Here is a 25346-nt window from a genome sequence, read left to right on the forward strand (position 1 = left end):
GGAATAAATTGTGACAGAACAGAGTATAGATAGTATATTACCTTCTTCTGAAAAAAATGTAAAGCAGTGGTATGTAGTACATACGGCATCAGGAGCAGAGAAACGCATTAAAGAAGATATGCTTAGAAAAATCGCTAAACAGAAAATGACGGATTTTTTTGAAGATATATTAATACCTGTTTTTGGAGTTTCTGAAGTTAAACGCGGTAAAAATGTCAAGGTAGAAAAAAAACTAATGCCGAGTTATATCTTGATAAAGATGAATATGACTGATAAATCTTGGCATTTAGTAAAAAATATATCTGGAGTAACCGGCTTTTTAGGAGGCAAAACCACGCCAAAAGCTCTTACAGAAAGTGAAATACAAAATATTTTTAATAATTTGGAAGCAGAAGCTAAAGAAGCAAAGAATTCTAAATTGTATGAAGTTGGTGAAATAGTGACTGTTACAGACGGTCCTTTTGAAACTTTCATGGGTACAGTAGAAGAAATAGATCAAGAAAAAAATAGGTTAAAAGTTTCAGTTGCAATATTTGGTAAAGCAACTCCAATAGAACTAAATTTTAATCAAGTAAAGAAAAATGATTAAAAGTTGGGCTAAATACGGTTTATCAAATTACTTAAGCTGTATTGTACGCATGTTCAGGATGTCATTGTTGCGGGATAATGCGTCGTCATTGCAAGCAGACGTAGGCTGCATGGCAATCTAGAAGAAATAATAAAAAACTTCTGATTTACAGAATTTTTTTTCTTCCTTGTTTTGTCAAAACTTACAGCTTTTCCTCGCAATGATGGGAAACAAGATCCATGCAATTGTTACAAAGTAATATTAATTTAAGAGAAAAATAAGGATATTTATAAATGTCTCAGAAAGCAATAAAAGGTTATATTAACTTGATAATTCCGGCTGCCGGAGCCACTCCTGCACCTCCTATAGGACCGGCCCTAGGACAAAGAAAAGTTAATATTGCAGCATTTTGTAAAGATTTTAATGATGCTACGCAAGCTATGGAAAAAGGAATACCTCTGCCAACCGTAATTACCGTTTATGAAGATAGGAGTTTTTCTTTTAAAATAAAAACTCCTCCTGCTTCTTACTTTTTAAAGAAGTATGCTAAAATTACTAAAGGTTCTAGTGCTACTAAAAAAGAAGCCATAGTAGGTAAAGTTACTATGGATGATTGTCGTGAAATTGCAAAGTTAAAAATGCCTGATTTAAATACAAAAAATATTGAAGCAGCAACAAAAATTATTTGTGGTAGTGCTGCATCTATGGGACTTGAAGTAGTAGGGAATTAATTATTATGTCAAATAAGAAAGATGTTGCTGTAAAAATTAGCGGCGGTAAAAAAATAAGAGAAGCTAGAGAAAAAGTAAAATCAGATACTTTATATAATTTAACAAATGCAGTTGAACGATTAAAATCAGCATCATATGTTAAATTTGACCCAACCTTAGAAATAGTTATGAAGCTTGGAATTGATCCTAGGCATTCCGATCAAATGGTACGTGGTGTAGTTAATTTACCTGCCGGTACAGGCAAAACCGTAAGGGTTGCCGTTATTTGTAAAGAAGAAAGAGAAGAAGAAGCTAAAAGTGCCGGAGCAGATTTAGTAGGTTCAACAAATATTATTGATGAAATTAAAGCAGGGAAAAGTAATTTCGATGTATGTATAGCTACTCCCGATATGATGGCAGCTATAGGTTCAGTTGCAAGAATTTTAGGACCAAAAGGTTTAATGCCTAACCCTAAACTTGGTACCGTAACTTTAGATATTAAAAATGCTATTAAAAATGCTAAAAGCGGTCAGGTAGAATATAGAGCAGAGAAAGCAGGTATAATTCATGCAGGGCTTGGAAAATTATCTTTTTCAGGCCAAGATTTATTAAAAAATTTAAATGCGTTTATTGAGGCAGTAATTAAAGCAAAACCTGCCGGATTAAAAGGAAGTTATTTAAAAGCAATGTATTTATCTTCTACTATGGGAGCATCGGTACAAATAGATTTAACTAGTATAGCATAATTTTTATAGCCGTTTAACGGTAGTATAGTAATAATAAAAAAATTTTGTTATTTTAAGCATTTGTATCAGTTTAAATATATTAAACTGTATTATAAAAGGAGAATTAAAAGGTGTTAAGATCAGAAAAACCGGTAGCAGTAGAGGATATTATAAATATTTATAAAGAATCGCCTTCTATAATTATTACTCATTATCACGGGTTAACCGTTAGTCAAGTGAGTTCGCTTAGAGAATCACTTAAATCTAAAGAAGCAGGTTTTAAAGTAGTTAAAAATACTTTAGCAAAAATAGCTGCAAATCAAACAGGGCTTGATAGTATTGCTAATTTATTTGTGGGTCCTACTGCTATTGTTTATTCTAAAGAACCGGTTGAGATGGCAAAATTAGTAGTTAATTTTGCTAAGGCTAATGATAATCTTAAGATTATAGGTGGAATAGTCGATAATCACGTATTAGATGAACATTCAATAAAAGAACTTTCTAAGCTACCTGTACTTAATGAGCTTAGGGGTAAAACTGTTGGGTTATTACAAGCACCGGCTACTAAGGTTGTAGGTGTTTTACAAGCCCCGCCTTCGAGTATGGCGAGAGTAATACAAGCACATGCTAGTAAAAATTAACTTAAAGGTTACTGCATCAGGTATTTTAATTGATAATTAAAGAGCTTTTATAGTGAAAATTAATAAGGTTTTTTTAGGATATTATTCTTATTTTAAACAAGGCTTATAATTTGAAGCAAAAAAGAATTTAATTAACTTTAAAATACCTGATGCAGTAACCTCTCAATATAAAAAAAGTAAAAAGGAAAAAATTATGGCAGATTTAGCTAAAATTGAAGAACAATTATCATCATTAACATTAATGCAAGCAGCTGAGCTTGTGAAAATGCTAGAAGAAAAATGGGGTGTATCTGCAGCAGCTCCTGTAGCTGTAGCAGCTGCCGTTGCAGCAGCTCCTGCGGCTGAAGCAGTAGCTGAAAAAACTGAGTTTGAAGTAGTTTTAACAGCTGCCGGTGACAAGAAAGTTGAAGTAATTAAAGTTGTGAAAGATATCACAGGTCTTGGTTTAATTGAAGCTAAGAAATTAGTTGATGAAGCTCCAAAGCCGATTAAAAGCAATGTGAAAAAAGCAGAAGCAGACGAAATCAAAGGTAAGTTAGAAGCTGCCGGAGCAAAAGTTGAATTAAAATAATTATTTCTGCACTAGGTTCTGTAAGGAAAAGTTGAATTATTCATATTTTTAGATATTTTTAAGTAAAAATTAATAAGATTCTTGTTGAAACAGTTGCAAAAACAACTAAGTATAGATTAATTTCTTTACAGGACCTAATGTTTTTGCATTACAGATGAAATATTTTATAGCTTTAAATTAACTTCTTAAAATCCAAAAAGCCTTATTTTAGCAATTAAATTTGAATAAGGCTTTTTTGTTTAAAAATTATTTTAAAGCTAATTTAAGTTATTTTTTTGAAATAGGATAAAGCTATTACATTAAAAATCTTATTGATTAAAATAATTTTGTTAACGTACCATACGTCTAGAAATTTAAATTATTGAAATTTTCTAGGTGTTGTGAACATTTATAATTGATTTTTAGTGAAAATTAATGAGATTTTTGAAGGAATAGCTACCTATTTTAAAAAAAATATTATAATTTGTTGCAACAAACAAATAACCAAAATCAAAGCTTTTTGGAAATGTTCGTAGAGCCTACACAAGATCTAAATAAGAAACTTATTAGGTTTCTTTAATTTAAGTTCTATATAAAAAAATTTAAAACAGTATATTTTATTTTACTGCAAATTATAAGTTACTGCAAATTATAAGCATTTTATTGAAATAGGTAGCTATTCCAATAAAAACTTTACTGTTTAAAATATAAATAATTTAAATTTTATATACAGAACCTAGGTTCTGAACACTTTTGATTAATGATTATAATGAGGAGATATTTTTAAGCGAAAATTAATAAGATTTTTGAGAGGAGAGTTTATTAATATTTCAAAAAAAATCTTATGATTTACAGCTAAAAAGAGCCATAATTATGATTATGCTATTAAAAGTGCATAGGACCTAATCACTGCAGTACGGGCAGTAATTGTTATCAATCAGGAGATTATATGGTTTCATTAAGGGATAATATAGAAGCACAACCCTTGTCACATAATAGCAGAATAAGAAAAAATTTCGGTCACATAAATTTAGTAGCAGATATACCGAATTTGATTGAAATTCAAAAAAATTCATATGAGAAAAACTTTCTACAGTTAAATATTAAAGATTCTGAAAGAAAAAACAAAGGTTTACAATCTATATTAAACTCAATTTTTCCTATTTCAGATTCCTCCAATATTGCTAATTTAGAATTTGTAAAATATGAATTCGATGCTCCAAAATATGATGTAGAAGAGTGCAGTCAAAGAAGTTTAAGTTATGCTGCTCCTCTTAAAGTTACTTTAAGATTAAGTATTTGGGATATAGATGAGGATACCGGTACTAGAGAAATTAAAGGGATTAAAGAGCAAGAAGTATATATGGGTGATATCCCATTAATGACTAAAAACGGTACTTTTATTATCAACGGTACGGAAAGAGTAGTTGTATCACAAATGCATCGCTCACCTGGTGTATTCTTTTATCATGATGAAGGCAAAGTCCACTCTTCCGGCAAGCTTTTATATTCCGCTCGTGTTATTCCATATAGAGGGTCTTGGCTTGATTTAGAATTCGATGCTAAGGATGTTATTTATTTCAGGATTGATAGAAAAAGAAAGCTTTATACTACTACTTTGCTTAGAGCTATAGGTATGAGTACTGAAGAAATTATAAAATTTTATTATAATTCAGTAACTTATAAGCTTGTTAAAAATAAAGGTTGGGCGGTTAAATTTATACCTCAGCATATTACTACTCATCGTTTAACAAGTGATTTAGTAGATGCAGATACCGGAAATATTCTACTGAAAGCAGGGCAAAAAATTACTCCGCGTTTGGCTAAAAAATATTTTGGGGAAGGGCTTAATAATATTTTAGTAGCTCATGAAACTTTAATCGGCAAATATCTATACGAAGATTTAAGAGATCCTGCAAGCGATGAAGTATTAGCAAAAATCGGTGAAATGATTACTGCTGATATGCTAAATGTTATTAATGATCTTAAAATTAAAAATGTTAACGTATTAGTAATCAATCCTCAATCCGGTCCATATATAAGGAACACCTTATTTGCGGATAAAAATCAGGATCGTGAGGCAGCATTATGTGATATTTTCAGAGTTCTAAGACCAGGCGAACCTGCTAATATAGAAGCGGCTGAAAGCCTGTTTTATAATTTATTCTTTGATGCGGAAAGATATGATCTTTCAGAAGTCGGGCGAATAAAAATGAATTCTAGGTTAGAGCTGAATGTTTCTGAAGAAGTTACGGTTTTAACAATTGATGATATTAAAAATATCGTAAGAGTTTTAGTAGAGCTTAAAGACGGTAAAGGTATCATAGACGATATTGATCATTTAGGTAATAGAAGGGTTAGATCGGTAGGTGAATTGATAGAAAATCAATTTAGAATAGGTTTAGTCCGAATGGAAAAATCTTTAATTGAAAGGATGTCGGCAGGTGATGTTGATACCGTAATGCCTCATGATTTAGTAAATTCTAAAATTTTAGTTTCAGTAGTAAAAGAATTTTTTAGTACCTCCCAATTATCCCAATTTATGGATCAAACAAATCCATTATCGGAAATAACTCATAAAAGAAGGCTATCGGCACTCGGTCCCGGAGGTCTTAGTCGAGATCGAGCAGGTTTTGAGGTGCGTGACGTACATCCGACTCATTACGGTCGTATTTGTCCTATTGAAACACCTGAAGGTCAGAATATCGGGTTAATTAACTCTATGGCTACTTATGCTAGAATAAATAAACACGGTTTTATAGAGAGTCCGTATAGAAGAGTTAAAGATGGATGTGTAACCGATGAAGTGGTATATCTTTCTGCTATTGACGAAGGTAAATACAAAATCGGACAAGCAAATTCTAAAGTTAATAAAGACGGAAAACTGCAAGGAGAGTTTATTAATTGCCGTGTTGAAGGCGGTAATTTTGTAATGGTAGCACCGTATGAGGTAGACTTCATTGATGTAACCCCTATGCAGGTAGTATCGGTTGCGGCTTCTCTTATACCTTTCTTAGAAAACGATGATGCTAACCGTGCTTTGATGGGTTCAAACATGCAAAGACAAGCCGTTCCTTTAATGAAAACGGATGCACCTTTTGTAGGTACCGGAGTTGAAGGGGTAGTAGCTAAAGATTCCGGAGCGTCAGTGCTTGCATTACATGACGGTATTGTTGAGCAGGTAGATTCAAATAGAATCGTGATTAGAACTCTAGAACAAAAAGTTAACGGTTCTCCTTCGGTTGATATTTATAACTTACTAAAATTCCAAAAATCCAATCATAATACTTGTATAAATCAAAAGCCTTTAGTTAAGGTTGGTCATTACGTTAAGAAAAACGATATTATAGCTGACGGTCCTAGTACGGATAACGGTGAAATTGCTTTAGGTAGAAACGTGCTTGTGGCTTTCTTACCTTGGAACGGTTATAATTTTGAAGATTCAATTTTAATATCCGAACGTATAGTAAAAGAGGATGTGTTTACATCTATTCATATTGAAGAGTTTGAAGTAATAGCTAGAGATACACGCCTTGGTCCTGAAGAAATTACCCGTGATATACCGAATGTAAGTGAAGAAGCGTTGCATCATCTTGATGAGGTCGGAATAATTTATATAGGTGCAGAAGTAAAAGCTGGTGATATTTTAGTCGGAAAAGTAACACCGAAAAGTGAATCGCCTATTACTCCTGAAGAGAAGCTACTACGTGCTATTTTCGGGGAAAAAGCTTTTGACGTAAAAGATTCATCGCTGCACGTACCTTCCGGAGTTAGCGGAACTGTAGTAGAAGTAAGGGTATTTTCTCGTAGAGGTGTAGAAAAAGACCAGCGAGCTATTGCTATTGAAAAACAACAAATTGAAAAATTAGCAAAAGACAGAGACGATGAATTAGAAATTATTGAGCATTTTGTGTTTAGTTGGCTTGAAAAGCTTTTAGTAGGGCAGGTGATTATTAACGGTCCTAAGCAAGTAACAGTAGGACAAACTATTACTACTGAAATACTAAAAGGCTTATCTAAAGGGCAATTTTGGCAGATTACCGTGGAAGATGCAAATGTAATGAATGAAATAGAGCAGATAAAGACTCATTATGATGAGAAAAAAGAGGCTCTTGATAAAAGATTTGCTACTAAGGTAGAGAAATTGCAAAGTGGTGATGATTTACCTCAGGGAGCTTTAAAAGTAGTAAAAGTATTTATTGCAACTAAGCATAAATTACAACCCGGGGATAAAATGGCAGGAAGACACGGAAATAAAGGTGTTATTTCACGTATCGTACCTGAAGAGGATATGCCGTTTTTAGAAGATGGAACTGTGGTAGATATCGTTCTTAACCCTCTAGGTCTTCCGTCCCGTATGAATATAGGACAGATTTTAGAAACGCATCTTGGGTGGGCATCAATAAATTTAGCAAAAAAAATATCTACCTTAGTAAAGGAATATAAAAATAAACATATAGGTATTGAGCAGATTAAGAAATTCTTAATTGAACTGTATGGAGAAAATATTAATGCTATACTTGAAAGACCGGAAGAAGAGATTATCTCTTTTTGTAAGAAAGTAAGTAAAGGCGTACATTTTGCAACTCCTGTATTTGACGGAGCAAAAGTTCAGGACATTAAAGATATGCTAAAGCTTGCCGGTCAAGACCCTTCAGGACAAGTGAAATTAATTGACGGTAGAACCGGTGAATATTTTGACCGTCTAGTAACCGTCGGACAGAAATATTTGCTGAAATTGCATCATTTAGTCGATAATAAAATTCACTCCCGTTCTATAGGACCTTATAGCTTAGTAACGCAGCAACCGCTTGGAGGTAAGTCTCATTTCGGCGGACAGCGTTTCGGGGAAATGGAATGCTGGGCATTACAAGCTTACGGTGCAGCTTATACGTTACAGGAAATGTTAACGGTTAAGTCGGATGACGTAAACGGTAGGATCAAAACTTATGATTCTATAGTACGCGGTGAAAATAATTTTGAATCAGGCATTCCTGAATCATTTAATGTTATGATAAAAGAATTTAGATCTTTATGTCTTAACGTAAAGCTTGAAGTAACTTCAAGTTAAGAAAAACAGGTCATTTAAACAGATAAAAAACAAGTTTTTTATCTGTCTTACTGGATTCCCGTTTTTGCGGGAATGACATATAGGGTGCAATAAGAACTCATGGTAGACGAAGGTCAATTTCAGAAAGAGCTAAGAGTTCACAAGGCGAGGAGCGGAGCGTATACTTAATACGTGAGCACCGCAGAACTTGTAGAACGACAACGCCAATTTTTGAAATTCACCGAGTATATACGAGTAATTTTTAAGGAAAAGTATTTATGAGCGTAGTAAATTTTTACGGACAATTAAGTAATACTCAACAATTTGATCAGATAAGGATTAATATAGCAAGTCCCGATCAGGTACGTTCGTGGTCTTTCGGTGAAGTAACAAAACCTGAAACAATTAACTATCGAACTTTTAAACCTGAGAAAGATGGTTTATTTTGTGCAAGAATTTTTGGTCCGGTAAAAGATTATGAATGTCTCTGCGGTAAATATAAGCGGATGAAAAACCGTGGAATTACGTGTGAGAAATGCGGCGTTGAAGTTACGGTTTCTAGAGTAAGACGTGAAAGAATGGGGCATATTGAACTTGCAGCTCCCGTTGCTCATATTTGGTTTTTAAAGTCGCTACCTTCAAGAATTAGTACACTTCTTGATATGACAATGCGAGATATAGAAAAGATTCTTTATTTTGAAAATTATGTAGTAGTTGACCCAGGGCTATCGATTTTACAAAAAGGCGAACTCTTAACAGAGGAAGAATTACAGAAAGCAAAAGATAAGTACGGTGAAGATGCATTTACTGCCTCTATAGGTGCAGAAGTAATACAACAAATGCTTAAAGAGCTTGATTTTTCAAAGTTAAAGCAAGAATTATACGAGGAATTACAAATCACTTCTTCAGAAGTCAAAAAGAAAAAATTAGTAAAGCGTTTAAAATTAGTAGAGGATTTTTTAGAGTCGGAAAACAAGCCGGAATGGATGATTATGGATGTTTTACCGGTTATTCCTCCTGAAATTAGACCGCTTGTTATGCTTGACGGCGGAAGATTTGCTACTTCAGACTTAAATGAACTTTATAGAAGAGTAATTAATAGAAATAATCGTTTAAAGAAATTAATAGAGTCAAAAGCTCCTGATATAATAGTCAGAAACGAAAAAAGAATGTTACAAGAAGCGGTGGATGCGTTATTTGATAACGGTCGTCGCGGTAGAGCAGCAAAAAATACTAATAAGCGTCCATTTAAGTCATTAAGTGATATGCTGAAAGGTAAGCAGGGGCGTTTCCGTCAGAACTTGCTAGGTAAGAGGGTTGATTACTCAGGACGTTCGGTTATCGTGGTAGGACCTGAGCTTAAACTTCACCAGTGCGGTTTACCTAAAAAAATGGCTCTGGAGTTATTTAAGCCGTTTATTTATTCTAAGCTTGAGTTGTACGGCATCGCTACAACTATTAAAGCCGCTAAAAGAATGGTGGAAGCTGAAAAATCCGAAGTGTGGGACGTGCTTGAAGAGGTAATTAGAGAGCATCCGGTTTTACTTAATAGGGCTCCGACATTACATAGGCTTGGTATTCAAGCATTTGAACCGCTATTAATTGAAGGTAAAGCGATCCAGCTGCATCCTCTTGTGTGTGCTGCGTTCAATGCGGATTTTGATGGTGATCAGATGGCAGTACATATCCCGTTATCGATTGAAGCACAGCTTGAAGCTAGGGTATTTATGATGTCTACAAATAATATCTTAAGCCCCGCAAACGGTCGTCCTATCATTGTACCAGATAAAGATATAGTGCTTGGTTTATATTATCTAACCCTTGCATTTGATAATGAAGTAGGCGCAGGAATGATGTTCTCAGATTTAGCTGAGATGGAACATGCTTTATATAATAAATTTATAACTATTCATACAAAGATAAAATATCGCAGAAATCAGTTAAATGCCGAAGGTAAAATGGTTCCTGTTATCATGGATACTACTTACGGTAGGTTAATGGTCGGTGAGTTATTGCCTTCTAACCCTAATATAGAATTCAAGTTTATTAATAAACAACTAACTAAAAAAGACATATCATTAGTTATAGATTTAGTTTATCGTCACTGCGGTCAAAAAGCTACAGTAATTTTTGCCGATCAGCTAATGAAATTGGGTTTTAAATATGCTTGTTCTTCAGGTATTTCTTTTGGAATGGACGATATGGTAGTACCGGAATCTAAGAGTACTCATATCAACGAAACTCAGCTTGAAATAAAAGAATTTGAACAACAATATTCAAACGGTTTAATTACTTACGGAGAGAAATATAATAAAGTAGTCGATGCTTGGTCAAGATGTACCGATAGAGTAGCAAACGACATGATGAAAGAGATTGCTACGCCGCCGGTTAATGATGATCCAAATCATCAGAAAATAAATGCTATATATATGATGGCTATTTCCGGAGCAAGAGGTTCTTTCCAGCAAATTAAGCAGCTAGGCGGTATGCGAGGTTTAATGACCAAATCAAATGGTCAAATTATACAAACTCCTATTATTTCTAACTTTAAGGAAGGATTAACTGAATTTGAGTGTTTTAATTCTGCTAACGGAATGCGTAAAGGGCAAATAGATACGGCTTTAAAAACGGCAAGCTCAGGTTACTTAACAAGAAAATTAGTAGATGTTGCACAAGATTGTATTATTACTGAAAAAGATTGTGGAACTTATAAAGGAATTGAAGTTAAGAGTGTTATTGAAGGCGGAGAAGTTATAGTACCTTTAGCTGAAAAGATTTTAGGTCGTACTGCTGCTATTGATATATTTCATCCGGTAACTAATGATCTAATTCTCAATAAAGGCGAGCTTATTAATGAAGCAAAGTTAGAGCAGATTGAGTCAGCGGGACTTGACAGAATTATTATAAAATCCGTATTAACCTGTGAAAGTACTACCGGTATATGTAGCACATGTTACGGTAGGGATCTTGCTACCGGTACATTAGTATCGGAGGGTGAAGCAATCGGGGTTATTGCTGCTCAATCTATCGGTGAACCGGGTACGCAGCTTACAATGAGAACTTTCCATATCGGAGGAGCGGCAACAAAAGGTGCTGAGGTTTCTTCCGTAGACGCTTCCTATGACGCAAAAGTGAAAATTATAAGCCGTAACGTTGTTATTAATTCCGAAGAACGCAAAATTGTTATGAGCCGAAATTGTGAATTATTATTGCTTGATAATAACAGTAATGAAAAGGCTCGTCATAAAATTCCATACGGTGCTAGATTACTTGTTGATGACGGTGATATGGTGATTAAAACTCAAAAACTAGCAGAGTGGGATCCTTATACTATACCGATTATCACCGAGAAGTCAGGTAAAGTTTTATTCAAAGATATGGTTGAGGGTATTTCTATTCGTGACGTAACTGACGAAGCTACCGGAATACCGAGTAAAGTTATTATTGAATCAAAGCAATATTCACGCGGTGCAGAATTACGCCCGCGTATACAGCTTTTAGATGCTAAAGGTGAAGTTATCACCTTATCAAACGGTTTAGAAGCTAGATATTACTTGCCGGTTGGAGCAGTTTTAAGCGTAGAAGACGGAGTACAAATATCGGTAGGTGATATCATTGCACGTATACCGAAAGAATCAACCACTACTAAAGATATTACCGGTGGTTTACCGAGAGTTGCCGAGCTTGTAGAAGCAAGACGCCCTAAAGATCATGCAGTTATTGCCGAAATTGATGGTAGAGTAGAATTCGGTAAAGACTATAAATCTAAAAGACGTATTATTATACATCCGGTTGATGAAACAATGTCTATTGAGTATATGGTACCAAAAGGCAAGCATGTTGTAGTTAACGAAGGTGACTTTGTTAAAAAAGGTGATTTATTGATTGACGGTAATCCGGTACTTCAAGATATTTTAAAAGTAATGGGCGTAGAGGTTCTTGCAAATTATATTGTTAAGGAGGTTCAAGCCGTTTATCGTCTACAAGGTGTAAAGATTGATGATAAGCACATAGAAGTTATTATCCGTCAGATGTTACAAAAAGTAGAGGTTACAGATTCAGGTGGAACTACGTTATTAGCAGGTGAAAAAATAGATAGACATGAATTTGATGAGATAAATGAAAAAGCTATGAAAAACGGTTTAAAACCTGCTGAAGCACAATTAATATTACAAGGTATTACTAAAGCTTCTCTGCAAACTAGATCGTTTATCTCTGCGGCATCATTCCAAGAGACTACTAGAGTTTTAACTGAAGCAGCTATTGCCGGTAAAGTAGATAAGTTGCGAGGACTAAAAGAAAACGTGATAGTTGGACGATTAGTACCTGCCGGAACCGGTTACTTTATGGATAAAATGCGTAAAGCAGCCGTAAAGCTTGATGAAGAGAATGTATAAATATACTAAGATAGAACTTGAAAAATTGGCTGTGTCGTCTTTGTAAGTCCTAGGATGCTGAACGTTTAATATACGTTCCGCTACTCGACTTACAAACTCTTTGCTCTTTTCCAAGTTGATCTTTGTATGTACCGGATAGTTTATAAAAAATCCGTCATTGCGAGCCAGCATTTATGCTGGTGTGGCAATCTCATGAAATAATAATAAACTCCTGAGATGGCTAATTTCCTCGCAATGACGGGGGTATCCACGCAACACAATGCCTTCCTAGCTAGAAGCGGGAATCCAGAAAAATAACCTTACTACGCATTATTGACAAAAAAAGCCTATAAAAAACTTGGTTTTTATAGGCTTTTTCTTATTTCCCGCGCTTGCAGAAATGACGCTTTAATAACAAGCAATCGGTACTGTTAAATGCTCGTAGGTTTGACCTAAATAAGATATTGGTTGTTCAAAGGTATACGTATTATTGTTATCATAATTATAATTACCATATAATTGTAATCTTGCTAAAGAATCTTCATATTGGAAGTTTTCAAGTGTTTCTTGATTTTTAGATATCTGAATTTCTGCTACACAATGTTCAACATAAGTTTTCAGTACTTCTTGACGAATTTCATCATGTAAAGCTTTTAACATGAGTAAGTTTACTAATGGGTTAATACCATTATTTGCATTAGTAGTAATCGTAGCTTCTTCGTGTTTTTGATCAATAGACATCTTTCCAAACTTCGCTTCTAGAGGTAATTTAGACGTCAATCCGGTACTCGCATCCTCATGTATGTCTATATACGCTGCGGTGCTGCGTTCCGTATCTCTTTTAAATTCCTCTCTATAAGTTGGTTTAGAAAGATGTCTAACAGACAATTCAGAAATTAAAGACTCTTCATTGCTTACTTCTATCTTCTCTACTTCAAGATTTTCTGATTCAGCATTGACTTTTTCTTCAAAATTTATCTCTGGGAAAAGTGCTGTCACATCCGTTATTTCAAGTTTTCCTCCTTTTTTACCTACTTCATAAGCTTTAGCAATAATTTGTTTATAAATAAAGTCAATTAATGCTCGTTTTGTTTGTATTTCATCAGAATAGTTAATTCCTCCTTCATTCCAAAACTTTACTATTTTAGACAAAGCAGGAATATATTTACCGGCCTTTGCTAAAAATTTTTGTATAAAGGTAGGTTCAATAAGAGGGGTTAATGTAGGATTTTCTTCATATTTTCTAAATATATACTCGACAATTTTAGGTATATTTTGATCTGGTTCTACTTCGTCAGGTAAGCCGTGTAATATCTTCTTGGCTGTTGCTTGACCCATCTTCTCATACAAAATATTAACCCCGAGCCATGTCCATGCCGGATTAGCCGTAAAACAAAGCTTTATTCCATAAAATGCTAGCGATATAGGTAGAGATAATAACTTTAAATAGTTAAGGCAAGTATACCGTATTGGATGAGGCGTGAGACTATAAATCTTAGCCATATTTTGGTTTAACTCACATGATGCTCTAATCATTGTATACTTCTGCTTAATTAAATGAGAAGTGATGTCATATACTGGCATATTATTACTTAAAATTTAATTAATTCGTCAGTATCAGTAAGATATAAAAAACGTTAACATTTGTCAAATGCTATTTAATGAGATTTTGTTTATAATACTTGCAAAGTTTTATCAAGATAAATAGAATGATCCAAAGTCAAAAATAATATGAAGGAGTAAATATGCTTAACATAAACTTTGTGAATGAAGAATCATCTACTAATCAAGGTCTAGTAGTTTTTATTGATGAACAGTTAAAGCTTGATAGTAATTTAATAGGACTTGATCAACAACATCATGGATTAATTTCTAAAACTATTCAGAATAAACTGCAATTTACCGGTAAATATGGACAGATTAAGGTTATTCCGTCCGTCATTAAATCAGGCGAGGTTAGATATTTGATAATAGCAGGTCTTGGAAATGAAGCAAAATTAACTGAAGCACAAATTGAAGAGTTAGGCGGCAAAATCTTACAGCATGCAACCGGTTGTAAAATTTCTACTATCGGCTTAAAACTTACAAATAGAATTAGCAGGTTTACATCTCAAACATTTGCATCTTTAGTTGCTAGCGGTGCGTTGCTTGCTTCTTACAGATTTGATAAATATAGAACTACCTTAAAAGAAGCAGAGAAGTTCGCAGTAGAGTCAATTGAAATTTTTACCGATAATAGCACTGAAACGGCAAAATTATTTGAAATCAAAAAATTAATTGCTGAAGCAGTATTTTTTACAAGAGATATAAGTAATGAACCGTCAAATATTAAAACCCCTCAAGTTTATGCCGAAAGAATAGTTGATATACTTGAACCGCTAGGGGTAGATGTTGATGTTATCGGTGAACGTGAGATGAAAAACCTTGGTATGGGAGCATTACTTGGTGTGGGGCAAGGTTCACAAAACGAGTCAAAGTTAGTGGTGATGGAATATAAAGGCGGCAGTAAAGATGCTCCGACTATTGCTTTGGTCGGTAAAGGAGTGATTTTTGATACAGGTGGTATTTCATTAAAACCGTCAAGTAATATGCACTTAATGAGGTACGATATGGGAGGTTCTGCAGCAGTTGTGGGTACCATCATTGCGGTTGCCGGTCAAAAATTACCTATAAATATAGTCGGTGTTGTAGGGCTTGTCGAAAATATGCTGTCCGGTAATGCACAGCGTCCAGGGGATGTAGTAACTACCATGTCAGGGCAAACTGCCGAAGTTTTAAATACCGATGCAGAAGGGCGTTTAGTACTTGCTGATGCTGTTTGGTATGCACAAGAAAAATTTAAGCCTAAATGCGTGATTGACGTTGCAACTCTAACAGGAGCAATAACCGTAGCACTTGGTAATACATATGCTGGTTGTTTTTCCAATAATGATGAGTTAGCTGATAAGTTAATAAAAGTAGGGGAAGAAGTGAATGAAAAACTTTGGAGAATGCCGCTGCACGATGAGTATGATGCAATGATTAACTCCGACATAGCCGATATGGCAAATATCGGGAACGTACCGGGAGCTGCCGGAAGCTGCATAGCTGCACATTTCATTAAACGTTTCATTAAAGATGGAGTAGATTGGGCTCATTTAGATATAGCAGGCGTTGCAAATAGTAATAAAGCTTCAGCACTCGGTCCTAAGGGGGCAGTAGGATACGGCGTGAGATTACTAGAGAAATTTATCAAAGAATATACTTAAGTGCTATTCTTGCGTTGCATTGCCGCCCGCATGGATACCGAGTCGTCATTGCGAGCAGCCATAGGCTGCGTGGCAATCTCGTCAAATATCCTGAGATTGCTTCGTCAATTACTTCGTAATTTCCTCGCAATGACGGAAAAAACTATCCACATGGGCAATACTGAGCTAAGAATGACATTAAACTTCATCTATTGACTATTCGTTTATTCTGAATATAATTATGAACACAATAAATAAACCTTATATATTTGTTATAGGTAATGAGAAAGGTGGAGCAGGTAAAACTACCTGTTCTATGCATCTAATAATCGCTCTGCTTTATCAAAATTATTCGGTAGTAAGTATAGATACCGATTCACGTCAAAGTTCGTTAACGAATTATTTAAAAAATCGAGATTTATATAATAAACAAAATCCTGATAAACCTGTATTAGTACCGAAACATTTTCATATATCGGAAAGCGAAGTAGAAGAGCAAGCAAAGAGTTTTGAGCAGATACTCAAAAATAATCAGGATGTCGATTGTATAGTGATTGATACCCCAGGCAGTCATACTCCTTTATCAAGGGTTGCTCATTCTTACGCCGATACAATTATTACACCGATTAATGATAGCTTTCTAGATTTAGACGTAATAGCAAAAGTCGATAGCAAGGATGAAATTATTAGCCCATCAATATATAGTCAAATGATTTGGGAGCAGAAAATGGAACGTGCTAGTCGTGATAGAATTAGTATAGATTGGGTAATACTTCGTAATCGTTTAAGTAATATTGATGCATTAAATAAAAGACGCGTAGGAAATGTATTAGCTAAACTTGCTAAAAGAATTAACTTTAAACTCGCAGAAGGGTTTAGTGAACGTGTAATATATAGGGAGTTATTTTTACAAGGTCTAACATTACTTGATCTAAAAACTGCAAAATATGATAGAGCATTTAATAGCTCACACGTGCTTGCACGTCAAGAATTACGAAATTTTTTAGACTTTCTAGATATTAAGGCTGCGTTCAAAGGTTAATTTCTATTAAAGTTTTTCTTGTATAAAGTTAAAATATATATATATATAATGTGCAAAATTGATATGTTGTAACTTTATAAGAGAAACAAATGCCAAATATTGCTGAAAATATTTCAAAACTACCGGAAGCACAAGAAAAAGTTAATAAGCTTGTTGATCAATATAAAAATTTAACTCCGGAAGAACAAAAAATTGTTGATAGAAAACTTAAGTCACATTTTACAAAAGAAGAGCTAGAACAAGATGAGCTTAAATCAAGAATGAATAGGATACGTAGTAATTTGTCTAGGCAAGACCACGAAAAACTACAAGCAGGTAATAATTCTATAGGTGAAATAGCAAAAGATGTATTATCGTTAGTTAAAGGAATAATAAATCTAGTCGAAAATGTTGCAGAGATAATTAAAAATCCTAAGAAAGCAATATATGAATGAATTGAAGGTGAGTTAAATCAAGTAAAACCTCAACAACAAAATTATCAGCAACGCCCATCAAAGCCAAAAGCTGCTGCAATATCAAGATAAAACTTTGGCAAGGTAAATTTTTAGTTTTTATTTGCGATTTTATGTATATAATATAGGGGAAATCGTATAATAAAAAAATAAAAATGCATAAATACAGAACTCATAATTGTAACGAATTACAAATATCCGATGTAGAACAAGAAGTTAAGCTATCCGGTTGGGTACATAGAAGAAGAGATCACGGGAATCTAGTTTTTATAGATTTACGTGATCATTACGGTATAACTCAAATCGTGTTTACCGATCAAAACCCTCAGCTTATGGAGGATGCAAGTCGTTTGCGTTATGAGTCAGTAATTACGGTAAGGGGTACAGTTGTAGCAAGATCAGAGGACACGATTAATAATACGCTTCCGACAGGTCATGTTGAAGTACTAGCTGTGGAATTTAGTGTTGAGTCAGCTGCGGACACTCTACCTTTTGTTATTAATACCGAAAAAGACGCTCCCGAAGAGTCTAGGCTTAAACATCGCTTTTTAGATCTTAGACGTGAGAAATTACATAATAATATAATACTCCGCTCACAAATTATTTCTCATATTCGTCATTTGATGACGGCAAGCGGTTTTACCGAATTTCAAACTCCGATTTTAACAGCAAGCTCACCTGAGGGGGCTAGGGATTTTTTAGTACCGAGTAGAATGCATCCGGGTAAGTTCTATGCATTACCGCAAGCACCTCAGCAATTCAAGCAGTTATTGATGGTATCAGGCTTTGATCGTTATTTCCAAATTGCTCCTTGTTTTCGGGATGAAGATGCAAGAGCCGATAGATCACCCGGCGAGTTTTATCAGCTAGATGTAGAAATGTCGTTTGTTACACAGGAAGACGTATTTAGTACTATTGAGCCTGTGATGTATGATTTATTCACTAAATTCACGGATAAGAAAGTATCAGAGACTCCTTTCGTTTGTATTCCATATAATGAATCTATGCTAAAATACGGCTCTGATAAGCCTGATTTGCGTAATCCTATTATAATTGCCGATGTAACTGAGATATTTAGAGATTCCGATTTTACAATCTTTAGAGAGAATATTAAAAAAGGTAGCATAGTTCGTGCAATTCCTGCACCTAAGGCAGCTGTACTGCCTCGTAGTTTCTTCGATAAAATGATAGAGTTTGCGATATCAGAAGGAGCAGGTGGACTTGGCTATATTCAGTTTAGTGAAACCGGTGAAGCAAAAGGACCGGTAGTAAAATTCTTAAGCCTGCAGCAATTAGAGAGTCTAAAAGCTACAGCTAGTATTAGTAATGGTGATGCTGTATTTTTTGCTAGCGATAAGAAAGAGAAAGCTGCTAAACTTGCCGGTAAGGTTAGAGTAAGACTTGGTGAAGAGCTTGATTTACTTGAAAAAGATTGTTTTAAATTCTGCTGGATTACCGATTTTCCATTCTATGAGTTAAATGAAGAAACAGGAAAAATTGATTTTAGCCATAATCCGTTTTCTATGCCGCAGGGCGGCATAGATGCTTTAGAGCAAGCTAAAACCATTGAAGAGTTATTAGAACTTACCGCATACCAATATGATATTGTTTGTAACGGTATTGAACTTTCCAGCGGTGCTATTAGAAACCATAAGCCGGAAATTATGTATAAAGCATTTTCCATAGCAGGTTATAGTGAAGAGGAAGTTGATAAGAGATTTGGAGGGATGATTAGAGCATTTAAGTTTGGAGCTCCACCACATGGTGGAATAGCCCCCGGTATTGACCGAATCGTTATGCTGCTTGCGGAAGCAACAAATATAAGGGAAATAATTGCGTTTCCTTTAAACCAGCAGGCTGAAGATTTGCTAATGAACGCCCCAAGCTATGTAGAGGATAAAGCTCTAAAAGAGCTAAGTATCATGCTCTCACCGTCTGCTAGAAAAAATGCAGAAAAAGAATAAGAATTTATAGTTGTTGTATGTTATTATGTCATACCGCAACTTGGCCTGTAGTATGTCATTTCTAGCTAAAAGCGGAAAGCCAGTAACTATTAATCTCATCCTGCGACTTGATCGCAGGATCTAGTCTTTTTTAAATTTTTTTCTAGATACCGTGGTCAAGCCACAGTATGACAGCGAAAAGTACTGGCTTTCCGCTTTTAGCTAGAAATGACATTAGGACTATGCAACGACTCTGTGACTGCTCACAATGACGTTTAAGGTATACACTCAACAGTGCTTACCTTTGTTGATGTCTTTCCTTCCTAGCTTGTAATTTAGAGAATGCGATTCCTTTTACCGTTTCTACTCTTTTTGTTTGGAGTCCTTCTTGCTTCTTCTGTTGTAGTACATTACCAATTTTTATACTTTCCGCTATAAGTTTTTCTGTATTATGAATTTTATTTAAATTCTCAGGAGAAATTTGCTTCATAAAATAATTTGAGATACTAGATAAACCTCTCTTTTCACAAAAATTTCCTACCTTGTAATATATAGTATCTTTAGCAGTTAACTTGAAAGATTTAGCATTTAATAAGTTGGTCGTGTTTTCGATATTATCCTGATATTTTAAATTTTTCTTTATACCCTCAATATCTTGCTCGGTAAGATAATTTGCTTTTTTTAGTGCTTTCATTATATTGTCGTAAAATTTTGCTACTGCTTTATCGGTTACGTTTTTAGTTGTTGCCTGCTTTGTAAAATCAACAATTAGTGATGCCAATTTTTCGCCTGTAGATTTGTCTTGTATACGCATTGATTTTGCAGGATCAGAAATTAGTACTTCTACTTTACCTGTCTTAATAACATCAACTTCTTTTTCTTTCCATTTTCCGTCCAAACCTTTGCTCCATTGTTGTTCCTTGATTATTTCTTTTTTCAAGCCTATAGAAATTTTAATTTGGTAATTATTTTCATACGCCCACTCTTTAGCATTTTTACCTTCAATTGTAATGTTATTATCTATTGCATAGAGTATCGGGTCTTTTACAGGTGAATTAGCGAAAGCCTCTAACCAACCACCATTGTTAAATTCAGGTAAAACATTACTGAATTTTGTTACTATCTCAGCTCCTTTGGCCACTTCTTGCATATTAACAAGATTTTCTTTTATACTGTCTTTGTAGTGTTTTCTCAAATCATCAAAATTTTTAATATTAGTGGATAACGCAATATTTTCTGGATCAAACCCAGCTTTTTTTAATTCATCAATTTTTTGATCAACTATTGCTTCCATCTGTTTCTCATCAAATTGACTTATCATTTGATTTAACGATTCGCTATATTTATCGATACTAAATGAGAAATTACCTGCTTTAATAGCAGCACTGTAGCCAACACCAGGATGTGCAAACATTTTAGCTGTTGATTGAATCATACTGCCAAAATTCTTATGAAATGCTAAAAAAGAGCGACCATGATCAATTTTGGTTATTGTTTTACCATCCTGCACCATTAAATTACCAGCATGATAATCTACTTCCCCCAGCATATGACAAGCAGCTATGACTTTTTCAAATCCTTCCAACTTTTTTAAATTTTGATCATTAGCTCTGACTCTAGTTTGACCTGATAAACCGGAAAATTCTGTTAGTGTTACAGCATTATCAAAAAATTTAGAACGTACATAAAGTGAATCAGGGTGTTTTACGTCCGCTGTTACCAGCCCTTCTTTTGGTGCGCGATCATGTAATAAAAATTGATACATAGTAGATCCTATTAATTCTTGTACTCCGTCTCTTCGGTCAGCAATAGCCTGTTTTTGTGCCTTATTATCTTGTATTTTTTGGCATGCAGCATGAGTTTTATAAAAATGTTTTAAAATAAAAGTATTACCGGCATTATCTTTAGCAACATAACCGGCCGAGACTCCTGCTGTCTTTTTTCCTTGCCCCTCAAACTCAGCTTGCTGTGCCACCCTCTTATCACGTAGCATAGCATCAATTACTTTTTTAGGGTCATTAGGATTTCTTATTCCTTCAAGTGTTCTGTAATCTGCGTTATATCGGATATCATCTAATCCAACCTGTCGTTCAATTGCCTCTGCCATAACTAAATGCTGTAAAAGAGGTGCATCGATTATTTCCCTTAATTCCTTGTTTTGATCTCCTGGAAACGAGTTTTTTATTATTGTTGTAACTTTAGCTAAATCCTTAGTGTTTAAATCGGCTAGGGCCATATAGCTAATATATAGGCTTTCAGCAGTAGGAGATTGGTCATTAGAAAGGTCAATAACAGATTCGGCAATGCCTTTGCAGGCTCTAGATATTTTGGCATTCAATTCTGTATCGTTAGTTTTCAGGGTTTGAAAAAGTTGCTCTTGTAATAATAACGCCTGTTGAGTTTTCTCTTTAGACATAAAAATAACCTAACTAATAGTGAAAAAGTGTTGTTGCGTGGGTCAAAATCCGTATCATTGTGAGGAAACCATGCAGCAATGGACGAAGCAATCCAGTAAACATTCTGATTTACAGAATTTGTTTATTATTTTTTCTGGATTGCCGAGTGCGTTGCGACCACTTGCAATGACGATGCGGTATCCATGCAACAATGCCACATGGGAATGACATTGAATAAGTTTTTCAAGCCGTGCAACAAGGCCCCCGCTTTTGCGGGGATATGACAGCGAGGTCTTTTTAAAAACTATTCAGTACTATAGATTTGATCGTGATATAACAATGAAAAAACGAAGCAATGAAATAAAATCATGACTTTGCAAGAATGATACCAATTAATCTCTTCTATTGCCTAAAAATCTCATTAAATATAGGAAAAGATTTATAAAATCTAAATATAAAGTAAAGGCTGCCATAATAGAAAGCTTTTGTCCTACTTCATCGTTTCTTGCCGTGTAATACATAGACTTAATCTTTTGAGTATCCCAAGCAATTAATCCCATAAATATTACTATTCCAATAAGAGAAGTAGCAAAAGAAAGAGCCGAGCTTTTTAGAAACAAGTTGACTAATGAAGCAATGATAAGACCTATAAGACCCATTGCAAAAAATGAACCCATAGATGTTAAATCTCTACTTGTACTATAACCGTATAAACTCATTGCTCCAAAAACGGAAGAGCAAATAAAGAAAGTACGAGCTATTGATGCACCGGTATAAATAAGAGCTAAATATGCAAGTGACATACCGGTTAAACCGGCATAAACCCAAAATAATATTTGTGCCGTTTGCAGGTTCATTCGTCCGAAGCCCATAAAGAAATATAAAGCAATACCGAGCGGAGCAAACATTATAATAGTACCGAAACCTGTTTGAAACATTAAATTATAAATAGGCTCAACTGATATAGTCGTTACGGCTGCTACACCGGTTAGTAAAAGTGCTAAAGCCATATAATTATATACTTTAAGCATGTATTTTCTTAAGCCTTCATCAAAAGTTTTATTTTTTGAGGCGGCAGTTAAAGTTTTTGTATAATCGATCATAAGTAACCTTAGGATTATGTTATTTACATAATAAAATATAGTCGTTTAGAGACTATCTGTAAAGATATTTTAAAGCTAATTAAATTCTTTTTTGCTGCAAATTATAAGATTTTTTGAAATATAAGTAACTATTCCAGCAAAAATCTTATTAATTTTCGCTATAAAAGTTCTTTAATTATCATTTAAAATATCTCTGCAGATAGCCTCTTAAAGGTATTTTTTCAAGCTATATTAATTATATTTTATAAATATTTTGCATTGAATATAAAGCAGAAGGTTTATCTTGTAGCCAAATAGCGGCTTTAATTGCACCAATAGAAAAAGAATTTTTATTCAGAGCTTCGTGTTTTAAGGTGATTATTTCATCGTCACCTAGGAAAGATATTTCATGTATACCGTGAACATTTCCACCACGAAGCGAGGAAATACCTATTTCTTTTTCGCTTCTTAGTCTATTACCACGATTAAATGTTATATTTAATCCTTTTTTGCTTGCAATTGTTTCAGCAAGCATAAAAGCAGTTCCTGAGGGTGAATCTTTTTTATTACGGTGATGCGTTTCTAGAATTTCAACATCGTAATCCTCTAGTATTTTTGTTGCTTCTTTAGCTAGATAGCTAAGCAAATTAGCTCCTATACTCATATTGGCAGAATATAAAACAGGTAAAGTTTGAGCTGCTTTTTCTAAAAGCTTAAAATGTTGAGGTTGGAGACCTGTGGTTCCGATTACTAATTTTGTATTATGTTTTAATGCATAATTAATTAATTTTTCTAATATTTCAGGGGTAGAAAAATCGATGATCACATCAGAATTTTTACAAAAATTATCTAAATCATCTAAACTATTAGTACTATTAAATTTTGCTGAAATTTTGCAATCTTTAAATTTATCTATTCTCTCTAGAATGGTTGCTCCCATTTTACCGGTAGAACCACTAAGACCGATATTTAACATATTGGCAATGTATACTCCTAATAAATGAACAGTAAGTAGATGAAGTTTAATTTGGACAAGAGCAAGGAGTCTAAAGTCCTTGGATCGCAGTGTATACTTAATATAGTTCGAACCGCAGATCTTATTAGACGACGCCAATTTTTCAAATTAAACTAGGTTCTGTGAATATTTCTAATTGATTGGCTATTTTGAGGTATTTTTTAGCAAAAATTAATAAGATTTTTGCTGGAATAGTTACTTATACAGCAAAAAATAACCAAAATTAAATCTTTGTATAAGATTTATGAAAATATAATAGAGGCTTTAAATCATTTTTAATAGCGGTATTTATTACTTCACCGATAAATATAACATGATCACCGGCATCGTAAGAAGCATATTTATTACACTCTATATGATAAGTTGCACCGTTTATTAAAGGGCAATCAGTTTTATTGCCAAGCTCATAATCAATTTTTGTAAATTTATTAGATTGTGATTTAGCAAAATGTTTTGAGATATCAATTTGATTCTCTGCTAAAATACTAATTGCAAACTTGTCACTTTTTTGAAAACTGTTTATACTAAAAGAGTTTTTATTAAGGCAAAATAATATTAACGGCGGTTTTAAAGATACGGAAGTAAGAGAACTAGCAGTAAAGCCAAAAAGTTCGTTATTGCAATTTGTTGTTATAATAGTCACTCCCTGAGGGAATCGGCTCATAGCATCTTTAAATTGACTTTCTGTTACTGTCCCAGCCATTTTTTCATAATTTTGTTAATGGTTCCGTCTTTTTTTAATGAATCGATTGCCTCATTAATTTCATTAATTAGTCCTGAGTTTTTAGACATGCCTATAGCAAAATCAGATGAAAATTCTTCTAAAGTACTGCTTTCTAAATTTGAATTATTTTCTTTTAATTTTTTGCCTTGAAATTCCTCAGAAATAATAGCATCTATGACTCTGGCTTTTAATTCTTCAACCAACATTAAATGATTTGCTAAAGAATGAACTTTAATATTTATAGTCTGTGATAGATTGTGTGCTTTTTTTTCTAAAACACTACCGAGCTGTACCCCTACTATTTTATTTTCTAGATCTTTGCTATTTTGTATATTATCGCCTGTTCTATATATTATGGCAAATCTTGCAGTAGCATAATTATCGGAAAAGCTGATATATTCGGCACGCTCCGGTGTTACGGAAAGCTCCGCCACCGCAACATCAATATTTTCACTAACTAAAGCTGCAAGTAAACCGTTAAAGTCGAAGTTTTTTATGATAACTTTTTTATTTAGACGTTTGCTTATTGCTGTGATAATATCAATATCAATCCCAACAATCTCTCCGTCTTGGATAAATTCATAAGGAGGATTATCTGCGGCAGTACCGACTATTAAAGTTTTTTCCGTTTCTTTTTTTTCACAAGAAACTAGTAAGCAAGATAGTAAAAATATTTTCAGCAATTTCATAAAAACAATGCTTTAAGTTTGAGTATGTTCTGTGTCATCCTACGAGGCATTGCCCTTGTTGTACGGATATCAAATCGTCATTGCGAGGAAAATTACGTAGTAATTGACGCAGCAATCTCAGGATATTTGGCGCGATTGCCACGCAGCCTACGGCTG

The 25346-nt window shown here is 34.1% G+C and carries 16 protein-coding genes and 1 pseudogene; 11 read left to right on the plus strand and 6 right to left on the minus strand.

Annotation, left to right across the window (positions count from 1 at the left end; all coding sequences use genetic code 11):
- The first annotated feature begins 10 nt into the window (after nucleotides 1-10).
- From nusG to rpoC, 7 genes are all read left to right on the plus strand, one after another.
- Nucleotides 11-589: a transcription termination/antitermination protein NusG gene (gene nusG / locus A3305_RS03945; RefSeq protein WP_014391846.1), complete on the plus strand. Its 579-nt coding sequence runs from the start codon at nucleotides 11-13 to the stop codon at nucleotides 587-589.
- Between the two features lie 272 nt (nucleotides 590-861).
- Entirely contained in the window at nucleotides 862-1299 is a 438-nt protein-coding gene (rplK, locus tag A3305_RS03950) for a 50S ribosomal protein L11 (RefSeq protein WP_014391847.1), read from the plus strand.
- A gap of 5 nt (nucleotides 1300-1304) precedes the next feature.
- The gene (rplA, locus tag A3305_RS03955) at nucleotides 1305-2024 is read left to right on the plus strand and encodes a 50S ribosomal protein L1 (protein WP_014391848.1); all 720 of its coding nucleotides are present in this window, start codon (nucleotides 1305-1307) and stop codon (nucleotides 2022-2024) included.
- A 110-nt stretch (nucleotides 2025-2134) separates the two neighbouring features.
- Nucleotides 2135-2644: a 50S ribosomal protein L10 gene (rplJ, locus tag A3305_RS03960; RefSeq protein ID WP_014391849.1), complete on the plus strand. Its 510-nt coding sequence runs from the start codon at nucleotides 2135-2137 to the stop codon at nucleotides 2642-2644.
- 193 nt (nucleotides 2645-2837) lie between these two features.
- Nucleotides 2838-3215: a 50S ribosomal protein L7/L12 gene (rplL, locus tag A3305_RS03965; protein WP_014391850.1), complete on the plus strand. Its 378-nt coding sequence runs from the start codon at nucleotides 2838-2840 to the stop codon at nucleotides 3213-3215.
- A 928-nt stretch (nucleotides 3216-4143) separates the two neighbouring features.
- Nucleotides 4144-8265 carry a DNA-directed RNA polymerase subunit beta gene (gene rpoB / locus A3305_RS03970; RefSeq protein WP_014391851.1) on the plus strand — a complete coding sequence of 1374 codons (4122 nt, stop codon included), beginning with the start codon at nucleotides 4144-4146 and terminating at the stop codon, nucleotides 8263-8265.
- Between the two features lie 257 nt (nucleotides 8266-8522).
- Nucleotides 8523-12641 carry a DNA-directed RNA polymerase subunit beta' gene (gene rpoC, locus A3305_RS03975; protein ID WP_014391852.1) on the plus strand — a complete coding sequence of 1373 codons (4119 nt, stop codon included), beginning with the start codon at nucleotides 8523-8525 and terminating at the stop codon, nucleotides 12639-12641.
- A 387-nt stretch (nucleotides 12642-13028) separates the two neighbouring features.
- Here rpoC and A3305_RS03985 read toward each other — a convergent pair whose 3' ends face one another.
- Nucleotides 13029-14204: a palindromic element RPE1 domain-containing protein gene (locus A3305_RS03985; protein ID WP_014391853.1), complete on the minus strand. Its 1176-nt coding sequence runs from the start codon at nucleotides 14202-14204 to the stop codon at nucleotides 13029-13031.
- A 161-nt stretch (nucleotides 14205-14365) separates the two neighbouring features.
- On the opposite strand from A3305_RS03985, the gene A3305_RS03990 reads away from it, so the two are divergent.
- From A3305_RS03990 to aspS, 4 genes and pseudogenes are all read left to right on the plus strand, one after another.
- Nucleotides 14366-15868, plus strand: a complete 1503-nt coding sequence (locus A3305_RS03990; RefSeq protein ID WP_014391854.1) for a leucyl aminopeptidase — start codon at nucleotides 14366-14368, stop codon at nucleotides 15866-15868.
- A gap of 220 nt (nucleotides 15869-16088) precedes the next feature.
- A complete protein-coding gene (locus A3305_RS03995; protein ID WP_014391855.1) occupies nucleotides 16089-16889 on the plus strand; it encodes a division plane positioning ATPase MipZ in 801 nt (266 codons plus the stop codon).
- A gap of 89 nt (nucleotides 16890-16978) precedes the next feature.
- Nucleotides 16979-17413, plus strand: a pseudogene (locus tag A3305_RS04000) (DUF3106 domain-containing protein).
- A gap of 83 nt (nucleotides 17414-17496) precedes the next feature.
- Complete coding sequence (gene aspS, locus A3305_RS04005; RefSeq protein WP_014391857.1) at nucleotides 17497-19305, plus strand: aspartate--tRNA ligase; 1809 nt, start codon at nucleotides 17497-17499, stop codon at nucleotides 19303-19305.
- Nucleotides 19306-19582: 277 nt separating this feature from the next.
- Here aspS and A3305_RS04010 read toward each other — a convergent pair whose 3' ends face one another.
- The 5 genes from A3305_RS04010 to A3305_RS04030 all read right to left on the minus strand — a co-directional run bounded on the left by A3305_RS04010 (nucleotide 19583) and on the right by A3305_RS04030 (nucleotide 25190).
- Complete coding sequence (locus tag A3305_RS04010; protein WP_014391858.1) at nucleotides 19583-21700, minus strand: hypothetical protein; 2118 nt, start codon at nucleotides 21698-21700, stop codon at nucleotides 19583-19585.
- A 372-nt stretch (nucleotides 21701-22072) separates the two neighbouring features.
- Nucleotides 22073-22783: a Bax inhibitor-1/YccA family protein gene (locus A3305_RS04015; RefSeq protein ID WP_014391859.1), complete on the minus strand. Its 711-nt coding sequence runs from the start codon at nucleotides 22781-22783 to the stop codon at nucleotides 22073-22075.
- 235 nt (nucleotides 22784-23018) lie between these two features.
- Nucleotides 23019-23738, minus strand: coding sequence for a 4-hydroxy-tetrahydrodipicolinate reductase (dapB, locus tag A3305_RS04020; protein ID WP_014391860.1), 720 nt, complete (start codon nucleotides 23736-23738; stop codon nucleotides 23019-23021).
- Between the two features lie 262 nt (nucleotides 23739-24000).
- The gene (locus A3305_RS04025) at nucleotides 24001-24480 is read right to left on the minus strand and encodes a flavin reductase family protein (protein ID WP_010976860.1); all 480 of its coding nucleotides are present in this window, start codon (nucleotides 24478-24480) and stop codon (nucleotides 24001-24003) included.
- Nucleotides 24465-25190: an ABC transporter substrate-binding protein gene (locus tag A3305_RS04030; RefSeq protein WP_014391861.1), complete on the minus strand. Its 726-nt coding sequence runs from the start codon at nucleotides 25188-25190 to the stop codon at nucleotides 24465-24467. Before A3305_RS04030 ends, A3305_RS04025 begins: the two co-directional genes overlap by 16 nt.
- Nucleotides 25191-25346 lie beyond the last annotated feature (156 nt).

It is taken from the genome of Rickettsia amblyommatis (genome assembly GCF_002078335.1).
Taxonomy (GTDB): domain Bacteria; phylum Pseudomonadota; class Alphaproteobacteria; order Rickettsiales; family Rickettsiaceae; genus Rickettsia; species Rickettsia rickettsii.

Bases quoted from the DNA above. Each gene is read 5' to 3' on its own strand.
- rplK (WP_014391847.1), top strand. From the start codon at position 862: ATGTCTCAGAAAGCAATAAAAGGTTATATTAACTTGATAATTCCGGCT.
- rplA (WP_014391848.1), top strand. From the start codon at position 1,305: ATGTCAAATAAGAAAGATGTTGCTGTAAAAATTAGCGGCGGTAAAAAA.
- rplL (WP_014391850.1), top strand. From the start codon at position 2,838: ATGGCAGATTTAGCTAAAATTGAAGAACAATTATCATCATTAACATTA.
- rpoB (WP_014391851.1), top strand. From the start codon at position 4,144: ATGGTTTCATTAAGGGATAATATAGAAGCACAACCCTTGTCACATAAT.
- rpoC (WP_014391852.1), top strand. From the start codon at position 8,523: ATGAGCGTAGTAAATTTTTACGGACAATTAAGTAATACTCAACAATTT.
- A3305_RS03985 (WP_014391853.1), bottom strand. From the start codon at position 14,204: ATGCCAGTATATGACATCACTTCTCATTTAATTAAGCAGAAGTATACA.
- A3305_RS03990 (WP_014391854.1), top strand. From the start codon at position 14,366: ATGCTTAACATAAACTTTGTGAATGAAGAATCATCTACTAATCAAGGT.
- A3305_RS03995 (WP_014391855.1), top strand. From the start codon at position 16,089: ATGAACACAATAAATAAACCTTATATATTTGTTATAGGTAATGAGAAA.
- aspS (WP_014391857.1), top strand. From the start codon at position 17,497: ATGCATAAATACAGAACTCATAATTGTAACGAATTACAAATATCCGAT.
- A3305_RS04010 (WP_014391858.1), bottom strand. From the start codon at position 21,700: ATGTCTAAAGAGAAAACTCAACAGGCGTTATTATTACAAGAGCAACTT.
- A3305_RS04015 (WP_014391859.1), bottom strand. From the start codon at position 22,783: ATGATCGATTATACAAAAACTTTAACTGCCGCCTCAAAAAATAAAACT.
- dapB (WP_014391860.1), bottom strand. From the start codon at position 23,738: ATGTTAAATATCGGTCTTAGTGGTTCTACCGGTAAAATGGGAGCAACC.
- A3305_RS04025 (WP_010976860.1), bottom strand. From the start codon at position 24,480: ATGGCTGGGACAGTAACAGAAAGTCAATTTAAAGATGCTATGAGCCGA.
- A3305_RS04030 (WP_014391861.1), bottom strand. From the start codon at position 25,190: ATGAAATTGCTGAAAATATTTTTACTATCTTGCTTACTAGTTTCTTGT.